Here is a 25,977-nt window from a genome sequence, read left to right as displayed (position 1 = left end):
TCCTTGATACCACTGCCACAAAGTTTAAATGAGGATTGTATTTAATCCATTAAATAATTCGGAATAACACATATATGATTAACAATATTATCTTGCATTCGGTCGCATTTCGGTGTATTTTACCCCCGGGGTGGGGGACGTTACCTAACCGAAATTATATATCCCATCTCTCTTATATCCCAGTTCATTTAAGAAAAAAATCTCAATCAAATCAATCAATTCAATCTAGTCAATCGACTTTCGACTTTCGACTTTTTGACTTTCGACTTTCGACTTTCGACTGTCAACTGTCAACTGTCGACTGCCGACTGCTGACTGCCGACTAACGACTGTCCACTGCCGACTGATTTACAATCTTCCCGGGGTGATGTCCGGGATGAATTCTATTTCATCAAAACCATCTTCCTGGTATCCAAAAATCCATCTGCTTTCATCCGGAGAATGTAAACACCAGTCGATATGGGTTGTCCCAACTGGTTGGTCCCGTTCCAGACTATTTCATGACGCCCGGCTTTGTGGTCGTTGAATTGCCACTCTTTCACAATTCGGCCTGTTATGTCGTATATGGCCAGATGGAGGGGTGAACGGACCGGCAGATCAAAAATAATATGGGTTGTTGGATTGAATGGATTGGGATAGTTCTGATTCAGACTGAAGTCAAGGGGGATTTCCGGATCGTTCGTTCCGGATACAAATTTTTCTTCCACCAGAAGGAATTTGACTGCATCCGCCCGGAGGACGCTGTTTGGATTGGAGTTTCCACCATTATCCTGAACCCGGATAGTAATGGGAAGATTTTTAGGTAAATCATAATCTGTAATTGACACAAAGGCTCCACTGCCCTGGTTCTGGTCCATCACAAATGTATCCCGGGGGGCACCGTCAACCATAATTATGTAATCCGCCCGGTTGTGGGCATTAACCGTTTTTGGGACGATATACTGGATATCATACGTCCCGCTCATGTTCAGGGTTTTGGTAAAATCAGCATGTTTATAACTGGCATTTCCACTGGATGAGACCAAGACACACCGGCTGGTCGGACCGTAAGCTGTGGCTGTACTCGTGAACCAGCCACTTCCGTATTCGATATATCCCGCAGGATCTTCATTATCAACCAGTTTAAAAAAGGACATGGCATGGACACTCACGGGAATGTCCACGATCGGATGCATCGGATCATCAGTCTCAAATGTAATCACATCAGAATACTTACAAAATTCGTCTGTATAAAATTTCACCGGGATTTCATGGCTATCCATAGGACCCAGTGTGAGAGGAAAATGAACCGGAATGGATATTTTATCTCCATCCCATGAAACCGATAAGACGGTCATAACCTCTTTGCCGGCATTGCTTAATGTTATCACTTTTTCTACTGTGTCTTGGGCGCTCACTTCTCCAAAGGTGAGCATTTCACAATCCGTTTGGAAAAATTTATCCGCTACCAGAGGAGTTATCCTGACCACATCCAGTCCAAAAGTTTTATCCGATGACAGGTTTTCTAAGGTGATGATATTGCCTGTTCCTTCATCCAGTTCAAAAAATCCTGCATGCTGCCAGACATCTGTACCTTTCAGCGGGGACATGAAAAGAACCGTATCAATGGCACCGCCGGTTTGAACAATACACCGGGCCGAATCTGTTGTACTGCCGGGGCCATGAAAAAAGATACTGTACATTCGGGATTCTTCAATATTAGGTGTAATCTGTACTGTACCTGGACCCTGGACTTTCCGGGCAGACAAGCTCCACAATTCACCGCTGGTGTGGTCAGTCCAGATGCCGGAAATTTCCTGGAAGGCAGGATCTTGGTTATCGATGAACAGATCGTCGGGGACATAATCCAGATGGGCTTTGGCCTGGTTGCCCACAGTGTCGCAAACGGCAACAGAGACTTTGGCAAGGTGATGGGCCGGGATGGATTCAATGGTTTCCCACTGGTTCTCACCTGTGATGGTGCAGCTCAGACGTTTATAGGTTTCATAGACCGTTTTTATGGCGATATATGGCTCCTCAACCTGAAAAACAGGCCCGTCTGTTGCTATGGCAAAGCGGATGCCGTCCGGCTCGATGATTTCATTGACCGTCAAAACCGGGGGAATCGTATCATCAGGATTGATCCACAAACGCATGGCCTCTGTATCCTTGCAGTACATAAAATCCACGCCGTATTGATTTTCAAATTCATGGGCAAATTCATTCAGTTTCTCCATCCCGTACAAGAAATCGGTCTGAGGCAGGTGGGACCAAAGGCAGACCATCTGATCATTCCCGTTGGCCGCTTCCTGAAACATTTTTTCCATCTCCCGCCGGGTTCTGTCGATACTGGTGAAACACACAGACCGGAGGCGCCACTGATTCAGGTCCCCTTCAATCTGGTAGTTGTTTTCATTGGGATGATAAGGCACAAAGGCTTCGGGAGATTCGGACCAATCGATGATGTTATTGGTGGGTTCATTATAATCCCCACCCTTCCATGGATAGGCATTGGACATGTCAAAGGGGATGAACCGTTCCTGATAAGCCTGCCAGGCATTGTCCATATAGTGCCATCCGCTTCGAAAAGAGACGGGGAATACGTCATCCTCAATAAGAAACGTATTCAGGGTATGTTCATAATCATCCAAATTCAGGGTGAAATCCAGACCCTGGTTATAATAATATGTACCATCCCCATCCACGTCGGACCAGTGATAATTATGATAGTGAAGGGTCAGCTGGTCATCATAGTGATCTATCGCTTCCTGATGGTATTTTTTCATGAGATAAAGGGTGATGTTATTCCGGATGGGTATATTGCAGTTTCTGGACAGGCGAAAGACATTGCCTGCCATCATCCACCAGGTCATTTTCATGGGGGTTCCATAAGAATCCCGCAATTGATACCGGAAAGATGTATCCATCACTGCATGTCCGTTTCCGGCAGGATCGGCATATAAGGCACCCCGGAAATAGCGGTTGTCGTAAACAGATATGCTAAGGCCGTCCCAGATGGATGTATCTGAACCAACAACCAGGTAAACCTTCCCTTTTTCCGATGCGGATACGGGGTAAAGAATCCCAAAGAATAAAAGAAACAAAATAAGATAATTTTTTATCATGAGGCTTTTCCTGTAAGTTTTTTAATTTTTTGAAATTTAAGGAAATATATTGGGAAATAAAATGAATGAAGGTGGAATTGTTGCAACAGAAAATAAGTAGCTCTTTTTTTGTCTTTGGAATATTTTTATATCACACGATGAATTAAAAACATGATCCGTCAATTTGCTTTTCGATTCGTTTAACACAGCGATATAGGAAGGCATAAGCGGTGGATCCTGCAATGATATTTGCCGTAAAGCCGGCCCAGAAAACTCCTTCCAAAGCAAAGAAAGTTGCTCCGATCCAGGCAAGGGGCACATAAAGAATGAGCATGCGCAACATGGAAAAGAAGACGGCAGGGTAGGGACGATTCAGTCCGTTATAACTGGCTGTACTCAGCATGACCAGTCCCTGAAAACCGTAACTGGAACCCACGATAAGAAAAAAACTGGCAGCGATGGCAACAACCCGGGAATCGTTGGTAAAGACCCCGGCAATGTTCCGGCCGAAAAGCAACAGAATCAGGAAAATCAGGACTCCCCATACCATGGAGAATCCCAAAGCGTAGCGAAGTGCTGCAAAGATTCGGTTGAATTTTTGTTTGCTGTAATTTTGTCCGATGAATATAATCAACACCGATCCCAGGGAGGCAATGACCATCAGGGCAAACATTTCCACCCGGGAGGCAACGCCGAAAGCAGCCACGGCTTCTTTGCCAAAACCGGACAGAATACGGGTAATCAGTCCAAGAGACAGGGGTGTGATCAGCATCCCCAAAGCTGCGGGACCCGCCACATACAGGACCTTTTTCCAGGTCGCCAGAATCTCTCTGAATCGTCCCAGGCGGATCGTCAAAAGTTTTTCTCGTTTGATCAGGACTGTCAGAATAAGTACAAAACTCACACCCCGGGCAAAAACCGTGGCCAGGGCAGCTCCCTGAATGCCCATCCGGGGGAAAAATCCGTAACCAAAAATCAGCAGCGGATCCAGAATCACATTGATGATGGCGGAATTCAACATCAGCATGCCTGGCATAAAAGTATCGCCGGTGGCGCGGACGATATTGTTTCCGATCATGGGGAAAACCACAAAAGGAACCCCCAAATACCAGATGTGCATATAGTCGCTTACATACTTCAGAATGATGCCCTCTGCACCCAGCGCCGTAAAGAGGGGGCGGATGGTGAAAAGACCAGTGATAACAAAGATCAGCACTACCATAATGCCAAGTAGCAGTGCCCGGCTTGCCATCATTTTGACGGCATGACGTTCTGTCACGATAATATGCCTGGATATGAGGGAACTGGTCCCGATGCCGATACCCAGGGAAAGGCTGTTAATAAACATCACGACGGGAAAGCTGAAACTGATGGCGGCCAGTTCCTGTACACCCAGCCTGCCGATGAAATAGGTATCCGCCAGGTTAAAAATCACCATACCCACCATGCCAAATAGCATAGGCCAGACAAGATTTATGAGTTGTTTTTTGATATTGCCCTGGCTGAGATCCTTATTCCGTCGTTTCATGATGCCTCTTTTTTTCTGTTGTATGGGGAACGATAGAATGTGTCCAGTATATCAGTAAATTCATTTGAATTCAATGGATATTTTCGTGGAATTTATCATCCATCATTTAGCCCGGGTATTGTTTAAAATAAAATGGAATGATGTAAAATTAAAATAGATACCTAATTCAAGAGTAACTGCTTCAAAAACATAAAAAATTTTAAAAATGTGACTTGTAAATATTCCATTATCTCGTAAATTTAATATATCGAGAAAGGTCTTAGCATGTTGTTTCCATTCTATCCATTCAATAATTGGCAATTTTGTTGAAATATATCTTCACAAATAGGGTAATGAAAAATTCATTATTTTCATTCGGCAAAGGGGGATCTTAATGAAAAAAATAATCTGTTTTTGTATGACTCTGCTCCTGTCAGCAAGTGTTTTTGCCCAAACAGCAACCCAGCCAAGTGGGACGGGGACAAGCGGCGATCCCTATCTGATAGCCAGTTGGCAAAATCTGTATTGGATCAGTCAGAATTCTTCCTCATGGGATAAATATTTTGAACAGACGGCGGATATTGATTTATCAGCAGCGAGTCCGGATATCACGACCTGGGATTCAGGTAGTGGTTGGACTCCCATTGCATTTGATCCAACCAATACAAAATCTCAGCAATTTTTTGGCAATTATAACGGGAAAGGACATTTTGTCAGTGGTTTGTATATCAACAGGCCGAATTCATCTAATGTAGGATTATTCAGTCACCTCGGGTATGATGAGGATAGTGTTGCTATCCGCAACCTTACGTTAAAAGATGTTACGATTATCGGAGGGCGTGGGACTGGCTCATTAGTGGGACGAGTAACAGGCAATAATAAAAACCTCATAGAATTATGCAGCTCTGTTGATGGTAATGTGACCGGTGATGGTGCCACGGGTGGTCTGGTTGGATCACATAACAGTTATGTTGAAAACCCCTCTAACAGGAACAACCATCCAGTGTTGAGAAAATGTTATGCCAATATAAATGTTTCCTGGTCCCGTGAAGTTGATAGTGGTGCTGATAAATTTGGCGGCCTGACAGGGTGTAATCAAAAAGGAATGATCATAAATAGTCACGCAAGAGGGGTGGTGACAGTTGATAATGATCCGGCTGTTGAAGTTCTCAATCCTCAAGATAATTTAACAGTCCCCTCAAGAATTGGTGGACTTTCAGGATGTATTCTTATCCGGGGGTATATTGAAGATTCTTATTCAACCAGTGTTGTGACCACGTATGGATCTGTCAGTTCAGTTGGAGGGTTTGTCGGCAAAGGTGGAACAGGTGATTCAAACGGAGAAACTTATAATTGCTTTTGGGATACGGAAACATCTGGTCAGGCCACAAGTTCACCCAATAGCGGATGTACCGGCAAAACCACATCCGAAATGAAAACCCTGTCCACCTATACGGATGTGGGCTGGGATTTTACGAATACGTGGGAAATGATTGGATCTAATTATCCCCGCCTTCAGGAAAATCCTGATGCTTCTCTTCCAGTCACGTTGACTGATTTTACGGCAAAAACCGTCAAGGGGACTGTTGTGTTGGAATGGATAACGAGTGCGGAAATTGAAAATCAGGGGTTTATTATCAGTCGAAAGTTGAAAGTCGAAAGTCAAAAGTCGGAGGTCACTGCGAGTTTTGTCACCCATGATGATTTGAAGGGACAGGGGAGTACGACGGAAACGACAAAATATCTTTATGTCGATAAAACGGTGGAACCCGGGAAGACCTATGTGTACTCCCTGACGGATGTAGATTACGCCGGAAATGAGACAATATTGAAAAAGGTTGAGGTTCAGGTTAAGACTGAGGAAACAATCGTGGCAGAGGGCTATGTTTTGGATCCCGTCTATCCCAATCCCTTCAATGCAACCCTGACCATCCCCTTTACCCTTACAGAACCGATGCATGTCTCTATCGATCTCTACAGCCTGACAGGCCGGCATGTATTGACGGCTGTGAACCGGGAATTTACCACCGGATCCTATCTTTACACCATAAAGACCCCGGACCTGTCTTCAGGCATCTATTTGATCCGGACATCCTTCGGCGGGGAGATACATTTACAGAAGGCGATACTGTTGAAGTAATGATGAATGATAAATGATGAATGATGAATTGAATGCTGAGCACAGCGAAGCAGTTGAACGGCACGAAGTGCCGCTTGAATTCTTGATCGCCACTTCGTGGTGTTCAAGCACCTCACTTCATTCGGTGTTCAATAGCCGCTGCGCAGTATTCCAACGCCTGACGGTGTTCAAACCCCATTTCATGGGGTTCAAGCACCTCACTACGTTCGGTGTTCAATTCCAGATATGCGGATTTCAACGGGTGATTTCTTTTTTGAACACTGCGTAGCGGTGCTTGAATGCTGAGCGCAGCGAAGCAATTGAACGGCACGAAGTGCCGCTTGAATTATTAAACGCTGCTGCGCAGCGTTCAATTCCATTATCTTCCATAAGCTGATATCTTGATACAACTGCCGCAAAGTTTAAATGAGGACTATATTTAATGGATTAAATAATTCAAATCATCATATATAAGATTAACAATAATATCTTGCATTGTATCGTATTTCGGTGTATCTTACCCCCGGGGTGGGGGGCGCTACCTAAATGAAATCATATATCCCAATTTTCTTATAATCCCGGTTAAAAGCAGTTAAAAATCACCAATCCTATTAATTATATTTAAGAAGTTAGAAGTTAGAAGTTAGAAGCTGGAATTTGGCGTCGCTGCGCTCCTGGCGTTTCAATCAAATCAATCAAATCAATCAAATCAATCAAATCAATCAAATCAATCAAATCAATCAAATCAATCTCCCCAATCCCCTCGTTACTGTAGACTGCCGACTGTCGACTTTTTCAATACAATATCGTCTTCCTTTACTCCGATATCACGGGCGATGACAGGACATTTCGCTTTCAACAGGAAAAAAACAGGCCGGTCAGAATCAGAGAGTCCTTCATAATTTCCCTGTCCTTTACTGATGATCATATCCGCTTCATTAAACCGTCGGATAAAATCAGGGGTACACAATGGCAGTATTGTAGATGGCGCAGGTGATCCAGAGGAAATAATCTCGGCAACCTCATGTAGTCCGGAGGCAATGGCATCTTCCTTCGTCACGTCGTTGATGATGGGCCGCCCCCTAACCACATAGGTGACCGGTTTATTAAGAGTTTCAATCAAAAGTTTATCAAAAACCGATTCGCCGGCATTATCCCCCAGATATAAAATGTTTTCTGCTTTCTGTAAAACTTTTCGGAAAGCTGCAATGTCACATACGGCAAAATCCTGTTGCAGGATGGTATTCAGATCCCGCTCAATGTGAAAATCCTTATCCATGCCCAGGTCAATCACATTTCCGGCAATGGCAATCCGCACAGCCGTCAGTAACGGATCCTCAGCTTCAGCCAGTACTTTTTTTAATTTGGGATACAATCGTTTTGCCTCGGCAATATGGAGCTTTTTCTGTTCTTTATAGGGATCATCAATACCCGTGATGTTGCTGATTTCATCGTAAATAATCAGTCCCATTTCCGGTGGAGTGTGATCCATAGGGATATCTTTGATGCGGCAACCGATGCGGTCCAGTAACAACTTCAGCTGCTTTTCATCTTCCGTAACCATTCGTCCGGCCCGCAGTGCCTGATTCACAAAACAGGGGATACAATCCAGAAAAGTTTTCATCACGTGGTTCCTGTTGTTTTGGGAAATGTTAACTGTGTACCTGCCCCGCCATGAATATATTTTGTGGGATAGCGGAAGGCGATATCTTTAATGTGCTGAGTGCAATGGGTTGGACATACATAATCAATATCCTTCAGGATTTCATATTGGGAAAATCCATGAAAACCCCCGACCAGGGCATGAATGCGTCCATGAAATTCCGCTGCAGAAATAATACGTTCCAGTCCGGGATGAGAGCATCCGACTACAACTACCAAACCGGCGGGGGTTTCAATCACCAGGGATTGTTCAATATCCATTAATTCACCTGTGGAAAAAATTCCCCGGTCCACGGTGTATTCCGATTCAACATGGATCACTTCACGGGCTCTGCGGACACCCCTGAGGGATTTGGGGACGATAACCTGCACATCGGAATTTTCATGTAAAAATGCCGCCAATCCACCGGTGTGGTCAAAATGGTGATGGGAGATAAAAACCGTGTCAATCTGTTTCGGATCTATCGACATGAGTGACATATTTCCCAGCAAAATACGGCCATCTGAACCGGTGTCGAAAAGGATGTGCCGATTGTCTGTTTCCACATATGCGGCAAACCCCCAGTCGGCAATCAGATCTTTCCGACAGCTGGTATTGTCGTAAATGATGTGAATTTTTACCTGTTTCATAAGATTATGACTCCTGTCTTTTATATGCCCCTAAATGTACTGAATATATGGATCAATCCAAATGGCCAAGCTTTGCATGGAAAAGGATTCAGCGTATCATGAGGACTTTTTCAACTGAGCTATAGCTTCCAAAAATACCCATAACCGGTTTGCCATCCTGGTCCCGAAGGTTACTCACGGTTGAGTTGTTGACCGGTAGGGAAGACACATAATACCTGGACAGATCAGTATTCAGGGCACGGATGGTGAAATCATACAGGCCTTCTGTTAAAAATGGCGGGAAAAAGGTGAATCCAAGGGCAAATCCCGGATGGAGAGAGTCGTCTGTTTCCAGTGAAAATCCCGGATTGGAACTGATAAGCACCCGCCCATCTGGGATATATCCATAAAGGGTGATGTAGTAAGAGGTTGCCCTGCTGTCTGAAAGCCAGTACAATGTATTTTCTTCTCCAAAGGTGTACAAAAGGGTATCTCCCGTATGGGGTGTAAAATCCCGGTTTAAAAGTTGAACCGGTGGAACGGGGCGCGTTCTGGCGGTAATGGTTTTTTCGAAAGTGATACTGATAACCGTCAATTCATATTCACTGTCTGAATCCACCTGAAAAGAAACAGCCGGTTTAAAACCTCCATAACGCTGAGTGACAAAACTATCCGGCAGGATGGATGTTTCATCGTTCCAAAAGCTGTACTGAAACGAATCGGCAATACATACCCATTTAAATGGAATCATATCACCGGTTTCAAGATTTTTCAGGGATACCAGGGCTGTACTGTCTGCGAGTCGTCTGCTGATGCGTTCGATGGAATCCTGCCAGGTGGCTTCTTCATCAATATCCCCAAAAATCTCCGTGTCATCTATGCGTATACTTCGGTCTACCAGCACGATACTGCGCATCGGAAAACTTGCATCCAAAAACGCTTCGACCCGGAGTTCAGGTGTGTAATTCTCGTAAACATCAGCAAACTCTGTAAGGCTGATTTGTTTTTCACAGGAGGTAAAGAACACCAGCAGGGTAAGCAACAGGATGATTTTTTTCATAGTTCAAACTCCAGTCCCATGGAAGGAATAAAGGGAAACATTCCCAGGGCTGTAACCCGGCTGGGACTCTCACTGTGGTCCCAGTTGTAGAGGAGAATATTGAAATGGTTGCTCACATTGATAATCTGGATTTTAAAAGAGCCGTTTAATCCCCAAAAATTTACATTTCGTGCGTATCCCAGATCCGCCCGGATATAATTGGGAAATGCAGCAGCATTTGTTTCTCCGCTGAGGGTACTCAAATTTCCATAGGGGTTTAAAAGATCTGTAAATCCACTTCGGTGAAAGACCTTTGCCACGACCGGTGTATATCGCTGACCATTTTGAAACACATAGGTAAATGAGAGATTGCTCTTGTCGTTCAGGCGGTAATTCAGGAGGATGTTGACACGGTGAGGGGTATCGTATTTCAGGGGGAATTTTTCACCGTCCTGCCGGGAGATTGTGCCATCCTGGTTCAAATCGATCTCCTTGAAGACCCGTGAGTAGGCATAACCGATCCAGCCTGTGAGTCTGCCCCGTTCCCGTTTCAGGAGGATTTCTCCGCCATAGGCATATCCCGACCCGGCAATGAAATCATCGCTATCGTCGGACGGATCGTTATTTGGATTTCCATCCAATACGGAAGGATAGGCTTTGTAATATCCTTCTATAGAAAAAGTAAATCCCTCACCCAGCCATTGTTCCAGTCCTGCAATGGTGTGCAGACTCTCCTGAGCCGGTAAATCGGCAGGGACCGGTTCCCAGAAATCCACGACCCGGAGGATTTCATTATCGTCGTTGGTGGTAAAAATAAACTGGTGATACCGGCCGGTACTGAATTTGAATTTGCAGTTTTCCGTCAGATTGTATTTAAAACCGAAGCGAGGCTGAAAATATACAGGATCATGAAGCTCATATTTACTCAGGCGGATTCCTCCCTGTAATGTCAGTCGCACATTGATTTTCCATTGATCCTGGAGATAGGTTTCAAGGATATAGGGTTTGTTTCCGATCCGGATCAGGGAGCTTCCGTCCAGATTGAAATCCAGATCCATCTCCAGGAATTTCAGACTGATGCCTGATTTTATCTGATGGGAGGGACCTGCAAACAGGGTCAGATTGTCTTGGAATGTAAGATCATAGACCCCATTATTCACCAGAATCCGAGTCTCTGCTTTTCTTCCGGCGCTGTCCATTTGCATGAATGAGAGGTCTACGTCAAAAAGATAATCAGTCCGGCTGAGAATGAACTCATTGTACACCATGGCATTGGGGACCCACCGCCAGTTCACGCTGTTGGTCCGGTTTCCCCAGTCCCAGTCGAAATTAACCTCATTGGCGGAACTGGGTTCCAGTGTAAAGGCCAGTACATCGTGTCCGCCAAAGCTGCTGTAGGTCAGGTGATGGGCATCATTTAGTTTTTGGGTGATTTTAAGTTGCAGATCTCCGAAATAGTACTTCCAGTTCTGGGGATCGTTTTTAATCCGGTAATAAAGTCCGGCCAGCACGTCAAAGTAGGTCCGCCGTGCACTGAAAAGCCAGCTTCCTTTGTATAAAGGGCCTTCCAGGAGGATTTTGGAACTGAGGATATTCACTTCGCCCTTGATATGACTGATATCGAAATAGGGACCCAAGCTGGTATTCTTAAAAAAACGGCCGTTTTTGGAGTCACCCTCCCGTGTGTTGATTTCCAGAACAGAACTCAGTCTGCCCCCGAATTCCGGTGTAAAACCGCCGGCGGTAAATTCGGCATCGGCAATGGCATCGGCATTGAACGTGCTGAAAATACCGCCGATGTGATAGGGGTTATACACCTCGCTGCCATCCAGGAGGATGAGATTCTCGTCCGGACTCCCGCCACGGACAATCAGGGCGGCACTGAAATCGTTTTGTGAACTGATGCCCGGCAGAAGTTGAAGACTCCGGAAGACATCACTTTCAATAAATGCCGGTGCGGATTTGATCTCCCGGAGATTCAGATTCAGACGGCTTACATCCACCTTGTTTTCAAAACGGGTCCGTTCTGCCGTGACTGTGACCGTTTCTCCCTGAATCACAGACACTTTCAGGGGCACATCGATTCGGAGATCCTCGCCGGGACTCAATCGGACCGGTTTTTCCTCCGTGGCATATCCCATCATCATCACCCGAAGGATGTAGGATCCCGGGGGAATCCCCGTCATCACATAATATCCATGGACCGATGTTGCGGCGCCGTAATCCGTTCCCACAAGAATAATATTGGCATAACTCAATGGTTCGCCCGTTTCGTCAGTCGTCACGTATCCGCTGATATTGGAACCTTGCAGATAAGAAAAGGCATTCAGTAAGAATCCCAATAACAGGAAGAACTTTTTCATATTAAAAATTTAAACCTTTTGTGAAAGAATCTTACCATTGTTTTTTCGAACATAATAATATAAATTAAACAGTAATAATTAAGAGTAATTAATAATAAATAATACAGAATATCACTATAAAGTAAAATAATTATATGGAGGCAGAATAAAGTGTGAAAGGGGAGGGAGCATGGGTTTTGATTGGCAGAGGTATCATCGAAAATCTATTCGGTTAAGAGGGTATGATTATACCGCTAAAGGTGCATATTTTATCACCATATGTACAAAAAATCGGGCATGTTTGTTGGGGGAGAAGAGAAACAATATAATTGGTGTAAATCATGCCGGGATGATGGTTACAAAATGGTATTATAAATTGGAAGAAAAATTTTCCGATATTCAATGTGATGCATTTATTTGTATGCCCGATCATATTCATTTTATCATTATTAATAATGTTGTATCCTCTGTAGGGGCAGACCCATGTGTCTGCCCCCATATTGATAAATGGGGCGAACGCACGGGTGTAAATGAAAAAAATATTGGCAAATGGGGCGAACGCACGGGTGTAAATGAAAAAAATATCGGCAAATGGGGCGAACACACAGGTTCGCCCCTACATCGCGTTATTCAATGGTTTAAAACGATGTCAACCAATGATTATATTAAAAATGTAAAAATTAATAATTGGATCCCGTTTGATGGAAAATTATGGCAACGCAATTATTACGAACACATCATCCGAAATCAATATGCCCTGGAAAATATCCGCAGATATATTATCAATAATCCCATGAGAATGGATAAAAACCGGAGATCAAATCGAATGTCATCAGGCAGGTTGAAATGATCTGACTATCCACGAAAAGAATTGAATTCCATGGCCAGGGTCCGTATACTGAATATATCCTGAATAAGAAAGGAGGATCTGATGGATCTGCTGATGCTTAGGGACTTTTTTATGTGGTGCACCATTCTCAATGCAGGGGGATTGATTTTTGCGGCATTAATTTTTGGTTTTCTGGGAGATTGGGTTTATGCATTGCATACCCGTTGGTATTCCATTTCCCGTGAATCTTTTAACAGTATTATCTATGCTGTTGTGGTCTTTTATAAAACACTCTTTATTGTGTTCTGCCTCTTTCCCTATATCGCCCTTTTAATTCTGATCTAAAGGGATATTCCATACCGGTCAAAGATATTGGTTCCGGTTTTACATTATCGGTTTTAATCTGTCCGTAATCTTATGAATCACTTAGTAATGGTGAGAGGAAGTTAATAAATTATTGTAAACTTTTAACATAATCAGGATGGAGATAAGAATGAGAATGTACCGATGGCTTTTTTTAATGTTTAGTTTGATGATGTTAGGAGGATCTTTGATGGGACAGTCTGAAGATGGACTTCTTCCGGGGTTTTCTCTCAGTCCCGCTTTTAATGAACAAGTCTCAACTTTCTCCTACACTTCCGATATCCGCGTCCACATAAATGCCGCTTGTCCGGATAGTTTTAATGCAGATAAGCCGGTGGGATTGGCATTCTATGCGCTGCCCAACGGAAATACAATTGAACAGACCGTGGGCAAACAGTTAGAGGCCGGGGACGACTGGCACTACGATATTCAGCACATCGGTGCCCAGACCCGTTTTTTGCGTCAGCGGATTTCTGATTATAACCTGGTAGTGGTTTATCTGGAAACATCCCAGAAAAGTTGGCCGGCTTGGAAAAGTGAACATCCTGACTATCAGGAGATCGTAGAAAACCTGGTGAATTATCTCAAATCCTGCTTTAAGTCCATGGATCCTTTTATCATCCTGACGGGGCACAGCGGTGGAGGACGTTTTACATTTTCATATCTGGATGCCGTTACTGAAATCCCTGATGATGTAAAACGGATTCTTTTTCTGGACAGCAATTATGGATATGAACACGTGTACGGCGATCAAATGATTCAATGGCTGAATGCGGCACAGGACCATTATCTCACTGTAATTGCCTATAACGACAGCGTAGCTTTGTACAACGGAGAACCCATCGTTTCACCTACCGGGGGAACCTGGTACCGGAGCCGGATTATGCAGCGGTATATGGCGGATTCATTTTCTTTTACAACTTCCGAAGATGAGGATTTTATCCGTCATTCCGCCCTGGATGGCCGCCTTCGCTTTATCCTCAAAAAAAATCCTGAACAAGCCATTCTCCATACGGTTCAGGTTGAAAAAAACGGGTTTATCCACGGGATGCTTACCGGCACAGCAGAGGAAAACCAGGGATATGAGTATTATGGGGATAGGGCCTATGGTGATCAGATACAGACAGATGTGTATCATGCGACCGGCCTCCAAATCCCCCTGCGATCTGAGGATGCCAAAACCGGATCGGAATTTATGCAATCCGTCTTGAATCTCTCTTTTGAGGATCGTGAACTGGCCATCTGGGATGAAATATCCACAGGAAATATCCCCAATTTTCTCCGGGAATTAAAAAGTGTGAATGCCACATTCACCGACGCGAACAGCATGTCACATGTGGTTTCTTATCAGGTAATGCCCGATTACCTGGCCATCGGATCCGATGAGGATTTCTGCCGGATACCCATGGGGCCCATAACGGCCCAGAGACTTGCAGATCGTTTCGGAGCATCCATGCCCACCCGGAAGCTGGTGGATCATATTTATGTCCATGCGGAAGTCAAGCTGGAACCTGTGACCTACCCCTGGTCTGAAGAAAGTGTGAAAGTTCCCCGCTTTATTGAACATAATGAAGATATTGAAGCCCTGCGTCTGGCAGCGGGAGGGGAATTGGGGCAGCTGATGGGTGGGTTGAAAAAAGATGTGGTCATCAGTAACCTGATTACAGACCCGGCACGGCCGGATCATGTAGTGATTTATGGCTGGCATAAACTGGACGGTACACCCTGGCAGCCGCTTTATAACGGACACTATGCTTCGTATGTGGATTACAGTCACGGTATCCGCCTTTTGTACGGGAAGGTCATGATTGACGATGAAGAAAAAGATATTAGAACCGTTCTCAGGGATCCGGTGTTCTATAAAATCCTCAGTGATGAGACAGGCCCCATGGTCCAGCCCACCTATATCGCCGATGCATCCCTGCCGCCCAAACCTAAATCCTGGGGGGTATCCACCGATTCCAACGGATCTATTAAGATTACAGTCACTCCTGATCCTTCAGTAGAATCCTATCGCCTGTTTAGCAGTCCGGACGGACTCACCTTTCAATCTGCAGCTACTTTCGCATCATCGGAATATATTCTGGATACAGGTGGACGAGATACTCTGCTTTTTTTTAAGCTTCAGGCAGAAAACAGTGCCGGCGTATCGGGTGAAACGGAAGTCTTGGCTGTGAACACGGTTCCCGGACTGGAGCCGGATATTCTTCTGGTCTATGGTTTTGACCGGGCATCTACAGGTAATACTTACGATTTTATCCGGTATCATGCCCATGCCGTGAAAGATCTGGGATTACCTTTTGTATCCGCCACAAATGAGGCTGTCACGGGAGATCTTATCCACCTGGGGGAGTATATGGTGGTGGATTATATCCTTGGGGATGAATCCACGGTGGATGAAACCTTTTCATCTGGCGAACAGACAAAGGTAAAAGCTTTTTTGCAGGGGGGAGGCCGGCTTTTTGTCTCCGGGGCTGAAATTGCCTGGGATCTGGATTACAAAGGATCTTCCACTGATAAAGATTTTTTTAGGAACTTTTTAAAAGCTCAATATACTGCCGATGCACCGGGGAATGTATCCGGAACCCATTACAATGCCGAAGGGATCGAGGGAGGATTATTTGATGGAATAAATGATATTACCTTTGATAACGGCACCCATGGAACCCTGAATGTGAAATGGGCGGATGCGGTGACGGGTGTGAATGGGGGACGAAACATCATACGGTATAAAAACGTCAGCACACATACAATTGGAGGTGTGAGTTTTGAGGGACTTTTTCCGGGAGGATCAGTCCCGGGAAAAATTGTTTACATGGGTTTTCCTTTCGAAACGGTATATCCGGCAGAAACTCGGGAAATTCTCATGGATAAGATTCTCACCTTTCTTCAGGAGGATCCCTCGGCTGTCAAGGATGTGAAAACAGGTTTTCCCACTAACTTTTTTCTTGCACAAAATTATCCCAATCCGTTTAATCCGGTGACGACCATTCGCTATGGCTTACCTTCAGAACAGGTTGTCCAATTGCAGATATTTGACATTAATGGTAAGCATGTGAAGACTCTCACACATGAATCCCAACCTGCCGGTTATTATACCATTCAATGGGACGGACACTCCCAGTCCGGTCATCCGGTGAGTTCAGGACTCTATATTTGTCACTTGAAATCAGGCGATTATTCCTCAAGCAAAAAGATAATGTTTGTGAAATAACAATTTCTTTCTTTCTTTATTTAATTAATTTTTAACCAATCTAATGTTAAAAAAAAATACCAGGGACTTGTTTTACCTCCAAAAAAAATATATTTTATAAATATTAATAACTTCAGAACTAACAGAAAGTGAGGCAGACATGAAAGCAAAGAAAATTGGTTTACTAGTGCTGGTTGCTCTGATTTTTGCAGGATGTGGATCCACCTTGCAGATGGATCGTGGATCAGTTCAGACCGTTGCAACTCTGGAACCGGATCAGTATGAAATTACCGGGGACATTACCGGTGAAGCCCAGGTTACCATGGTTTTCTTTTTCTTCCCCATCGGCCAGAAACCCCAATTTGGTGTTTTAAATAATCCCAATGCCTTTATTCCTTACTACCGAACATCCGGTATGGTAGAGAGTATGGCTATATACAACGCACTGGAAAAATCACAGGGCGCGGACATGATCATTGCACCCCGTTATGAAATGCATGTCACAGGATTTCCACCTTTCTATTGGAAAACGGAAGTGACTGTGAAGGGAAAAGGGCTAAAATTAAAATAGAGTTGAGAGTAGTGGGTGGAGAGTGATGAGTCGGAGTGATGAGTAAAAGTGTTTTTAGCAGAGATGCCTTCACCCCCTCACTCCATCTCTCCCCCATCCCTGGAGTGGATCATATGAATATACAAAAAATGAAAGAAGCTGTACGAATTGTCCTGATGCTGACAGTTGTCATCTTTGTGATTCCTTTTTTACCCCTGCTCATCAGCAGGCGTTGGAATTGGTGGGAAGCGTGGGTTTTTGCAGGTATTTTTATTCTGGGCTTCATCGTCAGTCGAATTCTTGTTGCACAACGGACCCCCGATCTTATTTCTGAAAGAGCTCATTTTCAGGCTTTATCCAATGTTAAATCATGGGATAAAATTTTGGCTCCTCTGGTAGGTGTCGGTTCGGGTATCATACCTGCAGTAGCCGGTTTTGAGGCTCTATACGGACCCAACGTGACTTTTGGCATGCCGGTGAAAATCATGGCTCTTATCCTGATTGTATCAGGATATGTTTTAGGAAGCTATGCCATGTATATCAACCGTTTTTTCTCCGGGTATGTACGCATTCAATCCGACAGGGGACATACCGTCATCTCTGAAGGTCCCTACCGGTGGATCCGGCATCCAGGGTACACGGGATCTGTAATGAGTTTCCTTGCAATCCCCCTTTTTCTGGATTCAATATGGGCTTTTGTACCTGCCCTGGCCATCTCTCTGGTACTTATTATCCGGACCCGGCTCGAAGATTATACCCTTCAAGAGGAATTGACCGGTTATAAAGAATATGCTGAAAAAGTCCGGTACAGACTCTTTCCAAAAATCTGGTAATCGATTAATGATTGGATGAGTGTAGTATAAATTCATCCTATAAAACAAAACATGAACATATTATAAAAAATATAATCTTGCATTTTTTCAGTTTCGGAATTATTTTATCCCCGGGGGTTGTTTCAAATAGGGAATTTCATATATTAGATATAAAATATAATAACATATCTAAAAATCTTTCTATAAACTCAGTTTCTGATAGTACTCCATTTCAACAAAATGAGACAGATTCTTATTTATCAATTGGATAACCGGCATCCCTTATGGTGTATCGAACTGATGCCAGCCGTATTGCTTATGCCATACCATGGTTCCCGCTTCACTGGAACTGAGTAAACGATCTTCATCTCCAATGAATTCAGTATTCCAGGAATAACCCGGTGTATTATCCTGCCAGAATTGAGAACCGCTTTCGCTGTTGTAAACCCGTATTCCAATCCCCCCTCCGGAAATGATGAGTGTGTTGTCCGGATTAAAAGATGCCGGGGGGCCTCCCGAGCGTGCATACACCAGTGTGCCATTTGTCGTGTTCCAGACCTTAAGCGTATCATCAAAACTGGCTGTGATGAGATATTGGTCGTCTGGACTGAAATCCAGTGAAGATATCATAGATTCATGACTTCCTTGCATTATTTCAGATCCGTTTTGAACCTGGATAATCTCAATCTGATTTTCATAAGATTCATCATTGGGCATAGTGACAGCCAAATGGTTTCCATCATGACTGAAATGCGCAAGTTTTACTGGTTTTGATAGAGTCATTTGTCTGACTGATGTACCGTCACTTACGTTCCACACATCAATATTTCCGCTTTTATCTCCGGTTAACAATTCCGTATTATCCGGTGAAAAGATCATCATGCCAATACCTGTTTCTAAGCCTTTACTCCATAAAACTGTTCCATCAGATGTGTTCCAGACACTGAAGTTGACTTCCTGATCTTCATGAAAACTATCTGTGCTGGCAATTTTTCTCCCGTCCGGACTCATGACCGCAAAGACCCTGTTATTCGGTTTATCCTCATGATTCCCGGTCCATGCTTCCAGTCCGGTGGCACGATCCCACACCTTGAAAAAGTGTTCTCCGGTTATTGAAAGGAGATATTGATTATCTGAACTGAACAAAACGTTACCTGGATAATATGCCCCGGGATCTGCTGTCCAGAGTCGAGTGCCTGTTTCCAGATCAAACAGAGAAAGATCGTTCTCTTTCCAGGCTGCAATGAACTGACCATCCGGACTGGGTTTTGCGTGATAATAGGGGAGAGGAGTCAGCCAATGAGCTTCATATCCAATATGATCCCAGCGTATAGAGGCTTCTTGACCCGGTGTGGAAATATTCACATCCGTTACCGCCCTGATCCGGTAAGTGTAGATATCGGACTGGTTTAATGTACTGTCATAAACAGTGATGTCACTTGTTTGTATGTAATGTTGGAATTCAGCACCATTTACACTCCGTTCGATGTGATATAGATTGACAGTCGGATAGGGATGTGCTTCCCATTCCAGTTTAATTACAGAAGATGAGATGTGAGAAATTTCCAATATCTCCGGACCTTCAAAAACGGGTATAAATTCAAGGGTCATGTGTGTGGATAATGCCTGATCTGCAAAGGCATAGAGCTCATATTTCTGAATCTGTCCGATCTGCATGATGGTATCAGTCCAGCTTCGAAGATCGGCATTAAAACTCCTGTATTTTTCAACCCATTCCTGATCCCCGGTTTTCCTGTTCAGATGAAAGCCGTCGATTCGTTCGTCAAACTGCTCCCAAACTAGTCTGACAGCCCTGTCAGATACCTGGTGAGCTACAAAAGTCTGTGGGGCCCATTCGGTGGGATTTGATCCTTCCGGATCGTATATATTCTTCCATTCACGTTCTTCACAGGACAGGATGAGAAGAAGGAATAATAATGAAACAAATTTATGTGTCATGGTTAATCCATTTTTATCCAGGCATTTTTTGCATACCAAACTTTGATCATTTGATCCATTCCACCGGTGGTTAAGAGTAAATCATCATAACTGAAGCTCATACACCAACCTGAATCATCATGAAATCCGGACCACAATGAATCTCCGGTTTCACTATCCAGAATCCGGACTATCCCATTGTTATCAAAAATTCCGATTTTGTTTCCCCCATGATTGTATTGAATTTTCCCGGCTTTTGGATATTGCCACATCATGGTACCGTTTGCCAGGATGTAGCAGCATGTTTTATCAGTAAAAGCACAGGTCACACTACGATCTGAAGGATGTATATCCAAATCTGTAAAACCTGAATGTATGTCGGACCAGAGCAAAGATCCGGTATCCACATTCCATATTTTCAAACCATTGGCCAGGTCTCCTGATGCGATCTTGGTATTATCCCCTGAGATGTTGACATCCCATACTTCACGGCTACAATCGGCTTGCCATAAAAGGGATCCATCCACCCATTTCCAGATGTTCAAATAATGATCCCATCCTGCAGAGGCCACAAAAAGACCGTCCGGACTGATGTCTACTTTATTGATATGGTATCCGTTGGAATTTTCCCATAGCAGGATTCCATCGTTGCTTTGATGAAGACGAACCTTGTAATCATAACTCCCTGAGGCAAGAGTATGACCATCCGGGCTGAAACACACACTGACCATTTGCCGGGGAAAGCTTTCCTGCCAAATTACTGTTCCATTTGCCAGATCACCGACTTCCAGGGTATTTTCGGTGTTGAGATCGGTGTTCTGGGATGTTCCTGCAACAAACCGGGTATCATCCGCACTGATATCCATATCTTCAACGGTACCTGCGGCCTGAATGCTCCAGATAAGTGTTCCATCCAGTCCGTTATATGCCCGGATCGTACCATCCATCATTCCTGCCACAAGCATGTAACTGGTGTGAAAAAAATCCAAGGTTCGTATCATGGAAGGACCATTTTCCTCCCACACTAAAACCCCTTCATTGACCCATCGGATACTTTGTCCGGTCGTAGGATCGGATGTCCGGTCATCTATGGCCGCCCTCAGCCGGTATGTGTATGTTCCACCAGGCTGTAGTGTGCTGTCGGTATAGGTGGTGCCGTAAACCCGTCCGATTTCCACAAATTCCTCCTGACTGTTTCTCTGTCTGTCGATGATTGTGGATATCCGATAGGCCCCCGGATGCTTCCAGTCCAGACGGACGGATGAGGTAGATAATATTGTTACCGTTAAATCCTCAGGAACCCAGTCCCGGGGAGAAATGGCCGGATCAAAAGGATTTGAAAAATTCCTTTCACTGCAGGATATACAGACACATGATATCAGGATAAGTAAAAAGACAGCTTTGATTTTATTCATTATTTTATGGACTTTCTCCGCTAATAACCCAGTGTTTCTCAATCCAAATCTTTAATGTGCTTTCTGTGTCCCCACCTGCAAACCGGTTATTATCCGGTGAGTAGCTGCAGGAGCTCCACGCTTCAAAGGGAAAAGACCACAATTCCGCACCGGTCCGGACATCCCATAATCGGAGGATAAAATCCCGGTGTGCTGCCAAAAGTTTTTCACTGTCCGGGCTAAAATCCATTTCATTGATCATTGCCAAAGAGGTCAGTGTGTTCTTCCACTGCAATGAACCCGTCAGCGGGTCGACGGCTTTAAGTGTATCCCCCTGAGAGAAAATAAAAGTGCCGCCATCCGGAGAAAAAGAAAATTGCTTACCTGTAAAATTTTGATAATCAGTCACTTGCCAAAGGATAGAATGGGTGGGATATTGATACATGGTCAGGGTGCTGTTGGTTTTCAAAGCATAAAGGGATCCATCAGGACTGAATCGGCATTCCCCGCTGTAATCCAAATCGGATATCTCATGTATAAGATTCCCTGTGTTTGCATCAAAAAACAAGGCTAAAGCAGGATTGGATTGTGTAATGACAAGCAGGATCGTCCCGTCAGTGTTCAGGTCGGAATTGGAGATATACCGATCTTCCGAATCTTCCCAGAGGACTGACATATCGTCGGTATTTAAACATGTGATCCGAACACCATTTGTTTGCTGTTTATTGACATATATTTTCGATTGATCCGGACTAAGTCCTAAAATATGTTCAAAATCTGAAAGTGACCTGAGCAGTGTTCCAGTTTCTGCATCCCATACTTTAAGACCGTCCCAGCCTGTTGAGATAACTTTATCATCTTTAATAAAAAAAAGATCATGGGTACCTGAATGGTGATTCCCGGACCACAGCACTTCTCCGGAATAAACATCATACACATTGAATGTCCACCCGCCAATAGCTGCCAGCCGGTCTCCGTGGTTGTTAAAAACAAGTCCGTGCACCCCATTGGGATTGATAGCTTCCCAGGCCAGGGAGTAGTCGCCGGTTTGCCAATAGATGCTTTTTTCAGGTGCTGGAACGGATAAAAGGGTTCCTGCCTTTGCTTTGACCTGATATGTGTATGTTTCTGCTGAGGAAAGGGTTGTATCCCGGTATGTTGTAGTGCCAAGTGTATCCAGAATGACGTACGGATCAGATCCTTTTTTCCGCTCAATTTGATAACCATTCACATCGGTGTAGGGGTGAGGATCCCAACTCAGCATCACGCCGGATTTACTGATTGTATAAAACCCCAGGGATTTCGGCGGGGGAAAGGTGGGAATCAGGGTATCAAGGGCACTGAATGAAAGGGCTTCATCGGCAAAGGCCTGAAGTCGAAATATGATGGGAATTTCCAACTGCTCCACCGTTTCACGAACTTCCCGTAAATCCTTGTCAATCAAGCGGTAGCCCTCATGCCAGGGTCCCGTTTCCCCGATTTTCCGATCCAGAAGAAATCCTCCCACCCGGTCGTCTCCGTGTTCCCAGACCAGTTTCAGCTCATGGGTTGCCACCTGACTTATCTGGAGGTTTTTAGGGGCATATTCATGGGTTATGTCGCTATCCGGATCATAAATGTTGGACCATTTCCGGTCGCAGGCAGCATTGAGCAGAAGAAGGGTGAGAAATGCCGGAATCACAACGCGTTTAAAAAGCATGGTTTCCTTCCATTATTCCTGAAGATGCCACGAATCATTCACCAACAGAAAACGGAGAATCCCGCTCCGGTCCGTACAAAACAGGTATCGCCCGTCAACTGTAAATTCAATAAACTCCGCATCTTCAGCAAAAGCAGATTGCCAGTAAAGGGTTCCGTCATCCACATGCCAGACCCGCAGCATTCCATCCCGTCCGCAGGAAGCCAGGAGCGAGGCATCGGGACTGAACGCCACACTGTGAATAAAGCTGGGATGAGTCAGGGTGTGAATCTGGCTTCCATCTTGTGCACTCCATATCTTCACTTCATCCGTACACCCATGGGCTACCAGGAGTCCGTCAGAACTGTAATCCACCGACATGACCGTAGCAGGGGTTGCCTGGGACCATAATTGTGAACCGGAAGCCGTATCCCACATCCGGACGGTTTTATCGGAGCTGCCGCTGACAAGCCGGGTTTCATCGGGACTCATATCCATATCCCATACTTCACCATCATGATTGGCTGTCCATATCTCCGTTCCGTCTGAAACGGTAAATTTTTTGATGGTATAATCCCAGCTGGCAGAATAGACATGTTGGTCGTCTTCTGTAAACAGAACCTTCTCGACAAAATAACTGTGATATCCATTCCATAGCTCTTTTCCTCCCGAGGCAGTCCACATCCGGATCCGGTTGTCGTATCCTCCACTGGCAAGTTTTGAGTTGTCATGACTGAACCGAACGGCAACCACCTGCCGGGTTAGTGCCGCAGACCAGAGCCTGGACCCGTTGGAAGCAGAGATAACTCCCACTTCATTAAAATCATTGCCCCAAACACCATAGGCGATTTTTTGATTGTCATCGCTGATATGGAGATCTTCCGGTGAGGTCCCCAATCCGGTATCATCCACTTTTTTGTTCCACTGTTCAGCCCCTGTAGCCGTTTCAAAAAGATGGACAAATCCTTTGTTGTCGCCGGTTACGATAAAAGAGCCGTCCGGACTCATATCGGCGGAATAAATCCCCCCGGGAAGAGTGGCTTCCCAGATCACAGTCCCTGCATCTTTCCACACTAGGGTCAGGGTTTCGCTGGGATCGGAGCTCCTGTCTTCAATAGCCGCCCGGATGCGATATGTGTAAGTCCGCCCGGGAATCAGGGTACTGTCTGTGAAAACCGTGGCGGATGTCCGGGCAATTTCCTCAAATTCTCCTTCATTCATTTGCCGTTCTACAATTGCGGATATGTCAAAATCACCCGTGTGTTTCCAGGACAGGGTGACGGCCTGGATGGATTCTATTGAGATGGAGACCTTTTTCGGAATCCAGGCGGCAGGGGGGACCTCCGGATCGTAGGGATTGGTGAAGTCCCGTGAGCATCCCTGCATGAAAACCATAGCTATCAGTAACGAGAATGTAAACTTCATTTACTCTCCATTGAAAATGATCCAGTTATTGAGAGCCCGCCAGCATTTTACCTGGCCGTCGTAACTGATGGATGCCAGTTTTTGGCCATTCGGACTGAAGCGGGCAGTATAAATTTCACGGTTCTGGGTGCCGGTCCACAGAAGTTCTCCTGTTCCCGTATCCCATACTTTCACCATGTTGTTGTTTCCTGCAGTCAGAATTTTGAAAGCATCCGGACTGAAACACAGGCTGTTGATCAATCCGCCGTGATTAAATTCCCTGAGGAGTGTTTCCGATTCAATGTGATAGATGTAGATATTTCCCTGGGCATCTCCGGCGGCGATGAGGGTATCTCCGGGACAGATATCCAATGACATGATCTGTTCTGAAAGGGAAATATTCCACACTCCGTTGCCGCTTTGGGAATCCATCAGTCGGATCCATCCGCTTTGATATCCACCGCCTCCGGCCAGTATCCAGTTACCGGAATGACTATACCGGATCTGATTGATTTGGGCACCGATGTCATCCTGCCAGATCAGCTCACCTGTATCACTGTTAAAACATTTAAGGATGTATTCACCACCTGCCGAAGCCAGCTGATGCTTTTCTGGATGAAAGGCCACATCATATACGGCCACACGCCAGGTGGGATGTGTATGACGGTGCTGCCACAGCCGGGCTCCGGTTTCGGCATTCCACACCCGCACATACCCTGCATTGCATCCCGATGCGGCCTGGGTCCCGTCTCCGCCGATATCCACCGTGTTGATCCGGTAAGGATGGGCATTTTGCCACAACAGATCCCCGGTTTCAACATCCCACGCCTTGATGAGGGTATCTTCCGAACCTGAAAGGAGGATGGTATTGTCCCTGGAAAAAACCAGAGCGGTAACTCCCCAACTGTGATAGCCTGTCCAGAGTATACCACCGCTTTCCGCATCAAAAAGGGTTACCGGACCGCAATATTCATTGTTTACAAGTCCGGTGCTTCCTGTGGCTAAATAGCGGTTATCAGGACTGAAAGCAAGGGTGGAGGATCCGAAGTGACCGATGGCATACGTCCATATCTGTTCTCCCAAAGGTATCCAACGGATGGACTGGATATTGGTGGGAGTGGACAGTTTATCATTTAAACAGGCTCTCACCTGGTATCCATAGATGCGGGAGTGATCCGGTGGTGAATCTACATAACGGGTTTCAAATGTTGAGTCGAGAGTGACGAAATCACTGTCATTTTCCCGGCGCTGAATTTTGTATCCGGTTTCAATGATAGCCCGGGGTTCCCATGAAAGGTGAATCTGTCCCCGGGCATCGGTTTCCGCTGAAAGACTCGCCGGAGCCCATACATGGGACTGAACATGAGGATCGAAGGGGTTTTCATAGGTTCGGGATTCACATCCTGACACAAGAAATGTCAGAATGAGAAGGAAAATGACATAGGTTTTAGACAT

General features: G+C 45.0%; 18 protein-coding genes. 7 read left to right on the top strand and 11 right to left on the bottom strand.

The window, feature by feature from the left end; all coding sequences use genetic code 11:
- Positions 1-383: 383 nt before the first annotated feature.
- Positions 384-3,104 (bottom strand): FlgD immunoglobulin-like domain containing protein, encoded by a 2,721-nt coding sequence (locus strainIA91_RS07500; protein ID WP_400166163.1) that lies wholly within the window; start codon positions 3,102-3,104, stop codon positions 384-386.
- Positions 3,105-3,246: 142 nt separating this feature from the next.
- The gene (locus tag strainIA91_RS07495) at positions 3,247-4,611 is read right to left on the bottom strand and encodes an MATE family efflux transporter (RefSeq protein WP_400166162.1); all 1,365 of its coding nucleotides are present in this window, start codon (positions 4,609-4,611) and stop codon (positions 3,247-3,249) included.
- A gap of 373 nt (positions 4,612-4,984) precedes the next feature.
- On the opposite strand from strainIA91_RS07495, the gene strainIA91_RS07490 reads away from it, so the two are divergent.
- Positions 4,985-6,730, top strand: a complete 1,746-nt coding sequence (locus strainIA91_RS07490; RefSeq protein WP_400166161.1) for a T9SS type A sorting domain-containing protein — start codon at positions 4,985-4,987, stop codon at positions 6,728-6,730.
- 13 nt (positions 6,731-6,743) lie between these two features.
- Positions 6,744-6,998 carry a hypothetical protein gene (locus tag strainIA91_RS07485; protein WP_400166160.1) on the top strand — a complete coding sequence of 85 codons (255 nt, stop codon included), beginning with the start codon at positions 6,744-6,746 and terminating at the stop codon, positions 6,996-6,998.
- A gap of 477 nt (positions 6,999-7,475) precedes the next feature.
- Here the strand turns inward: strainIA91_RS07485 and strainIA91_RS07480 are convergent, their stop codons facing one another.
- The 4 genes from strainIA91_RS07480 to strainIA91_RS07465 form a co-directional block, all read right to left on the bottom strand.
- The gene (locus tag strainIA91_RS07480) at positions 7,476-8,333 is read right to left on the bottom strand and encodes a damage-control phosphatase ARMT1 family protein (RefSeq protein WP_400166159.1); all 858 of its coding nucleotides are present in this window, start codon (positions 8,331-8,333) and stop codon (positions 7,476-7,478) included.
- Positions 8,333-9,001 (bottom strand): MBL fold metallo-hydrolase, encoded by a 669-nt coding sequence (locus tag strainIA91_RS07475; RefSeq protein ID WP_400166158.1) that lies wholly within the window; start codon positions 8,999-9,001, stop codon positions 8,333-8,335. Before strainIA91_RS07475 ends, strainIA91_RS07480 begins: the two co-directional genes overlap by 1 nt.
- A gap of 88 nt (positions 9,002-9,089) precedes the next feature.
- Positions 9,090-10,040, bottom strand: coding sequence for a hypothetical protein (locus strainIA91_RS07470; RefSeq protein WP_400166157.1), 951 nt, complete (start codon positions 10,038-10,040; stop codon positions 9,090-9,092).
- A complete protein-coding gene (locus tag strainIA91_RS07465) occupies positions 10,037-12,382 on the bottom strand; it encodes a TonB-dependent receptor (RefSeq protein WP_400166156.1) in 2,346 nt (781 codons plus the stop codon). Before strainIA91_RS07465 ends, strainIA91_RS07470 begins: the two co-directional genes overlap by 4 nt.
- 169 nt (positions 12,383-12,551) lie before the next feature.
- Here strainIA91_RS07465 and strainIA91_RS07460 point away from each other — a divergent pair, with 169 nt between their 5' ends.
- The 5 genes from strainIA91_RS07460 (at position 12,552) to strainIA91_RS07440 (ending at position 18,129) form a co-directional block, all read left to right on the top strand.
- Entirely contained in the window at positions 12,552-13,211 is a 660-nt protein-coding gene (locus strainIA91_RS07460) for a transposase (protein ID WP_400166155.1), read from the top strand.
- An 81-nt stretch (positions 13,212-13,292) separates the two neighbouring features.
- A complete protein-coding gene (locus tag strainIA91_RS07455) occupies positions 13,293-13,535 on the top strand; it encodes a DUF6868 family protein (RefSeq protein WP_400166154.1) in 243 nt (80 codons plus the stop codon).
- A 208-nt stretch (positions 13,536-13,743) separates the two neighbouring features.
- Positions 13,744-16,767 (top strand): FlgD immunoglobulin-like domain containing protein, encoded by a 3,024-nt coding sequence (locus strainIA91_RS07450; protein WP_400166153.1) that lies wholly within the window; start codon positions 13,744-13,746, stop codon positions 16,765-16,767.
- Positions 16,768-16,906: 139 nt separating this feature from the next.
- Positions 16,907-17,317 (top strand): hypothetical protein, encoded by a 411-nt coding sequence (locus tag strainIA91_RS07445; RefSeq protein ID WP_400166152.1) that lies wholly within the window; start codon positions 16,907-16,909, stop codon positions 17,315-17,317.
- Between the two features lie 113 nt (positions 17,318-17,430).
- Entirely contained in the window at positions 17,431-18,129 is a 699-nt protein-coding gene (locus strainIA91_RS07440) for a methyltransferase family protein (RefSeq protein WP_400166151.1), read from the top strand.
- 261 nt (positions 18,130-18,390) lie between these two features.
- Here the strand turns inward: strainIA91_RS07440 and strainIA91_RS07435 are convergent, their stop codons facing one another.
- Genes strainIA91_RS07435 through strainIA91_RS07415 form a run of 5 tightly spaced genes read right to left on the bottom strand, consistent with a single transcriptional unit; the run spans position 18,391 to position 25,977 of the window.
- Entirely contained in the window at positions 18,391-20,067 is a 1,677-nt protein-coding gene (locus strainIA91_RS07435; protein WP_400166150.1) for a PQQ-binding-like beta-propeller repeat protein, read from the bottom strand.
- Positions 20,068-20,069: 2 nt separating this feature from the next.
- Positions 20,070-21,461, bottom strand: coding sequence for a WD40 repeat domain-containing protein (locus strainIA91_RS07430; protein WP_400166149.1), 1,392 nt, complete (start codon positions 21,459-21,461; stop codon positions 20,070-20,072).
- Between the two features lie 4 nt (positions 21,462-21,465).
- Positions 21,466-23,139 (bottom strand): hypothetical protein, encoded by a 1,674-nt coding sequence (locus tag strainIA91_RS07425; RefSeq protein ID WP_400166148.1) that lies wholly within the window; start codon positions 23,137-23,139, stop codon positions 21,466-21,468.
- Positions 23,140-23,151: 12 nt separating this feature from the next.
- Positions 23,152-24,543, bottom strand: a complete 1,392-nt coding sequence (locus strainIA91_RS07420; RefSeq protein ID WP_400166147.1) for a WD40 repeat domain-containing protein — start codon at positions 24,541-24,543, stop codon at positions 23,152-23,154.
- Positions 24,544-25,977, bottom strand: coding sequence for a PQQ-binding-like beta-propeller repeat protein (locus strainIA91_RS07415; protein ID WP_400166146.1), 1,434 nt, complete (start codon positions 25,975-25,977; stop codon positions 24,544-24,546).

The sequence above is a fragment of the Candidatus Neomarinimicrobiota bacterium genome, from assembly GCA_041154365.1.
GTDB classification, from domain to species: Bacteria; Fidelibacterota; Fidelibacteria; order Fidelibacterales; family Fidelibacteraceae; genus Fidelibacter; species Fidelibacter multiformis.
The sequence above is the reverse complement of the archived record's forward strand: the minus strand, read 5'-3'. Positions and strand labels throughout refer to the sequence as shown.

Excerpts from the sequence above, each read along its gene's own strand:
- strainIA91_RS07500 (WP_400166163.1), bottom strand. The coding sequence starts at position 3,104 with ATGATAAAAAATTATCTTATTTTGTTTCTTTTATTCTTTGGGATTCTT.
- strainIA91_RS07495 (WP_400166162.1), bottom strand. The coding sequence starts at position 4,611 with ATGAAACGACGGAATAAGGATCTCAGCCAGGGCAATATCAAAAAACAA.
- strainIA91_RS07490 (WP_400166161.1), top strand. The coding sequence starts at position 4,985 with ATGAAAAAAATAATCTGTTTTTGTATGACTCTGCTCCTGTCAGCAAGT.
- strainIA91_RS07485 (WP_400166160.1), top strand. The coding sequence starts at position 6,744 with ATGATGAATGATGAATTGAATGCTGAGCACAGCGAAGCAGTTGAACGG.
- strainIA91_RS07480 (WP_400166159.1), bottom strand. The coding sequence starts at position 8,333 with ATGAAAACTTTTCTGGATTGTATCCCCTGTTTTGTGAATCAGGCACTG.
- strainIA91_RS07475 (WP_400166158.1), bottom strand. The coding sequence starts at position 9,001 with ATGAAACAGGTAAAAATTCACATCATTTACGACAATACCAGCTGTCGG.
- strainIA91_RS07470 (WP_400166157.1), bottom strand. The coding sequence starts at position 10,040 with ATGAAAAAAATCATCCTGTTGCTTACCCTGCTGGTGTTCTTTACCTCC.
- strainIA91_RS07465 (WP_400166156.1), bottom strand. The coding sequence starts at position 12,382 with ATGAAAAAGTTCTTCCTGTTATTGGGATTCTTACTGAATGCCTTTTCT.
- strainIA91_RS07460 (WP_400166155.1), top strand. The coding sequence starts at position 12,552 with ATGGGTTTTGATTGGCAGAGGTATCATCGAAAATCTATTCGGTTAAGA.
- strainIA91_RS07455 (WP_400166154.1), top strand. The coding sequence starts at position 13,293 with ATGGATCTGCTGATGCTTAGGGACTTTTTTATGTGGTGCACCATTCTC.
- strainIA91_RS07450 (WP_400166153.1), top strand. The coding sequence starts at position 13,744 with ATGGGACAGTCTGAAGATGGACTTCTTCCGGGGTTTTCTCTCAGTCCC.
- strainIA91_RS07445 (WP_400166152.1), top strand. The coding sequence starts at position 16,907 with ATGAAAGCAAAGAAAATTGGTTTACTAGTGCTGGTTGCTCTGATTTTT.
- strainIA91_RS07440 (WP_400166151.1), top strand. The coding sequence starts at position 17,431 with ATGAATATACAAAAAATGAAAGAAGCTGTACGAATTGTCCTGATGCTG.
- strainIA91_RS07435 (WP_400166150.1), bottom strand. The coding sequence starts at position 20,067 with ATGACACATAAATTTGTTTCATTATTATTCCTTCTTCTCATCCTGTCC.
- strainIA91_RS07430 (WP_400166149.1), bottom strand. The coding sequence starts at position 21,461 with ATGAATAAAATCAAAGCTGTCTTTTTACTTATCCTGATATCATGTGTC.
- strainIA91_RS07425 (WP_400166148.1), bottom strand. The coding sequence starts at position 23,139 with ATGCTTTTTAAACGCGTTGTGATTCCGGCATTTCTCACCCTTCTTCTG.
- strainIA91_RS07420 (WP_400166147.1), bottom strand. The coding sequence starts at position 24,543 with ATGAAGTTTACATTCTCGTTACTGATAGCTATGGTTTTCATGCAGGGA.
- strainIA91_RS07415 (WP_400166146.1), bottom strand. The coding sequence starts at position 25,977 with ATGTCTAAAACCTATGTCATTTTCCTTCTCATTCTGACATTTCTTGTG.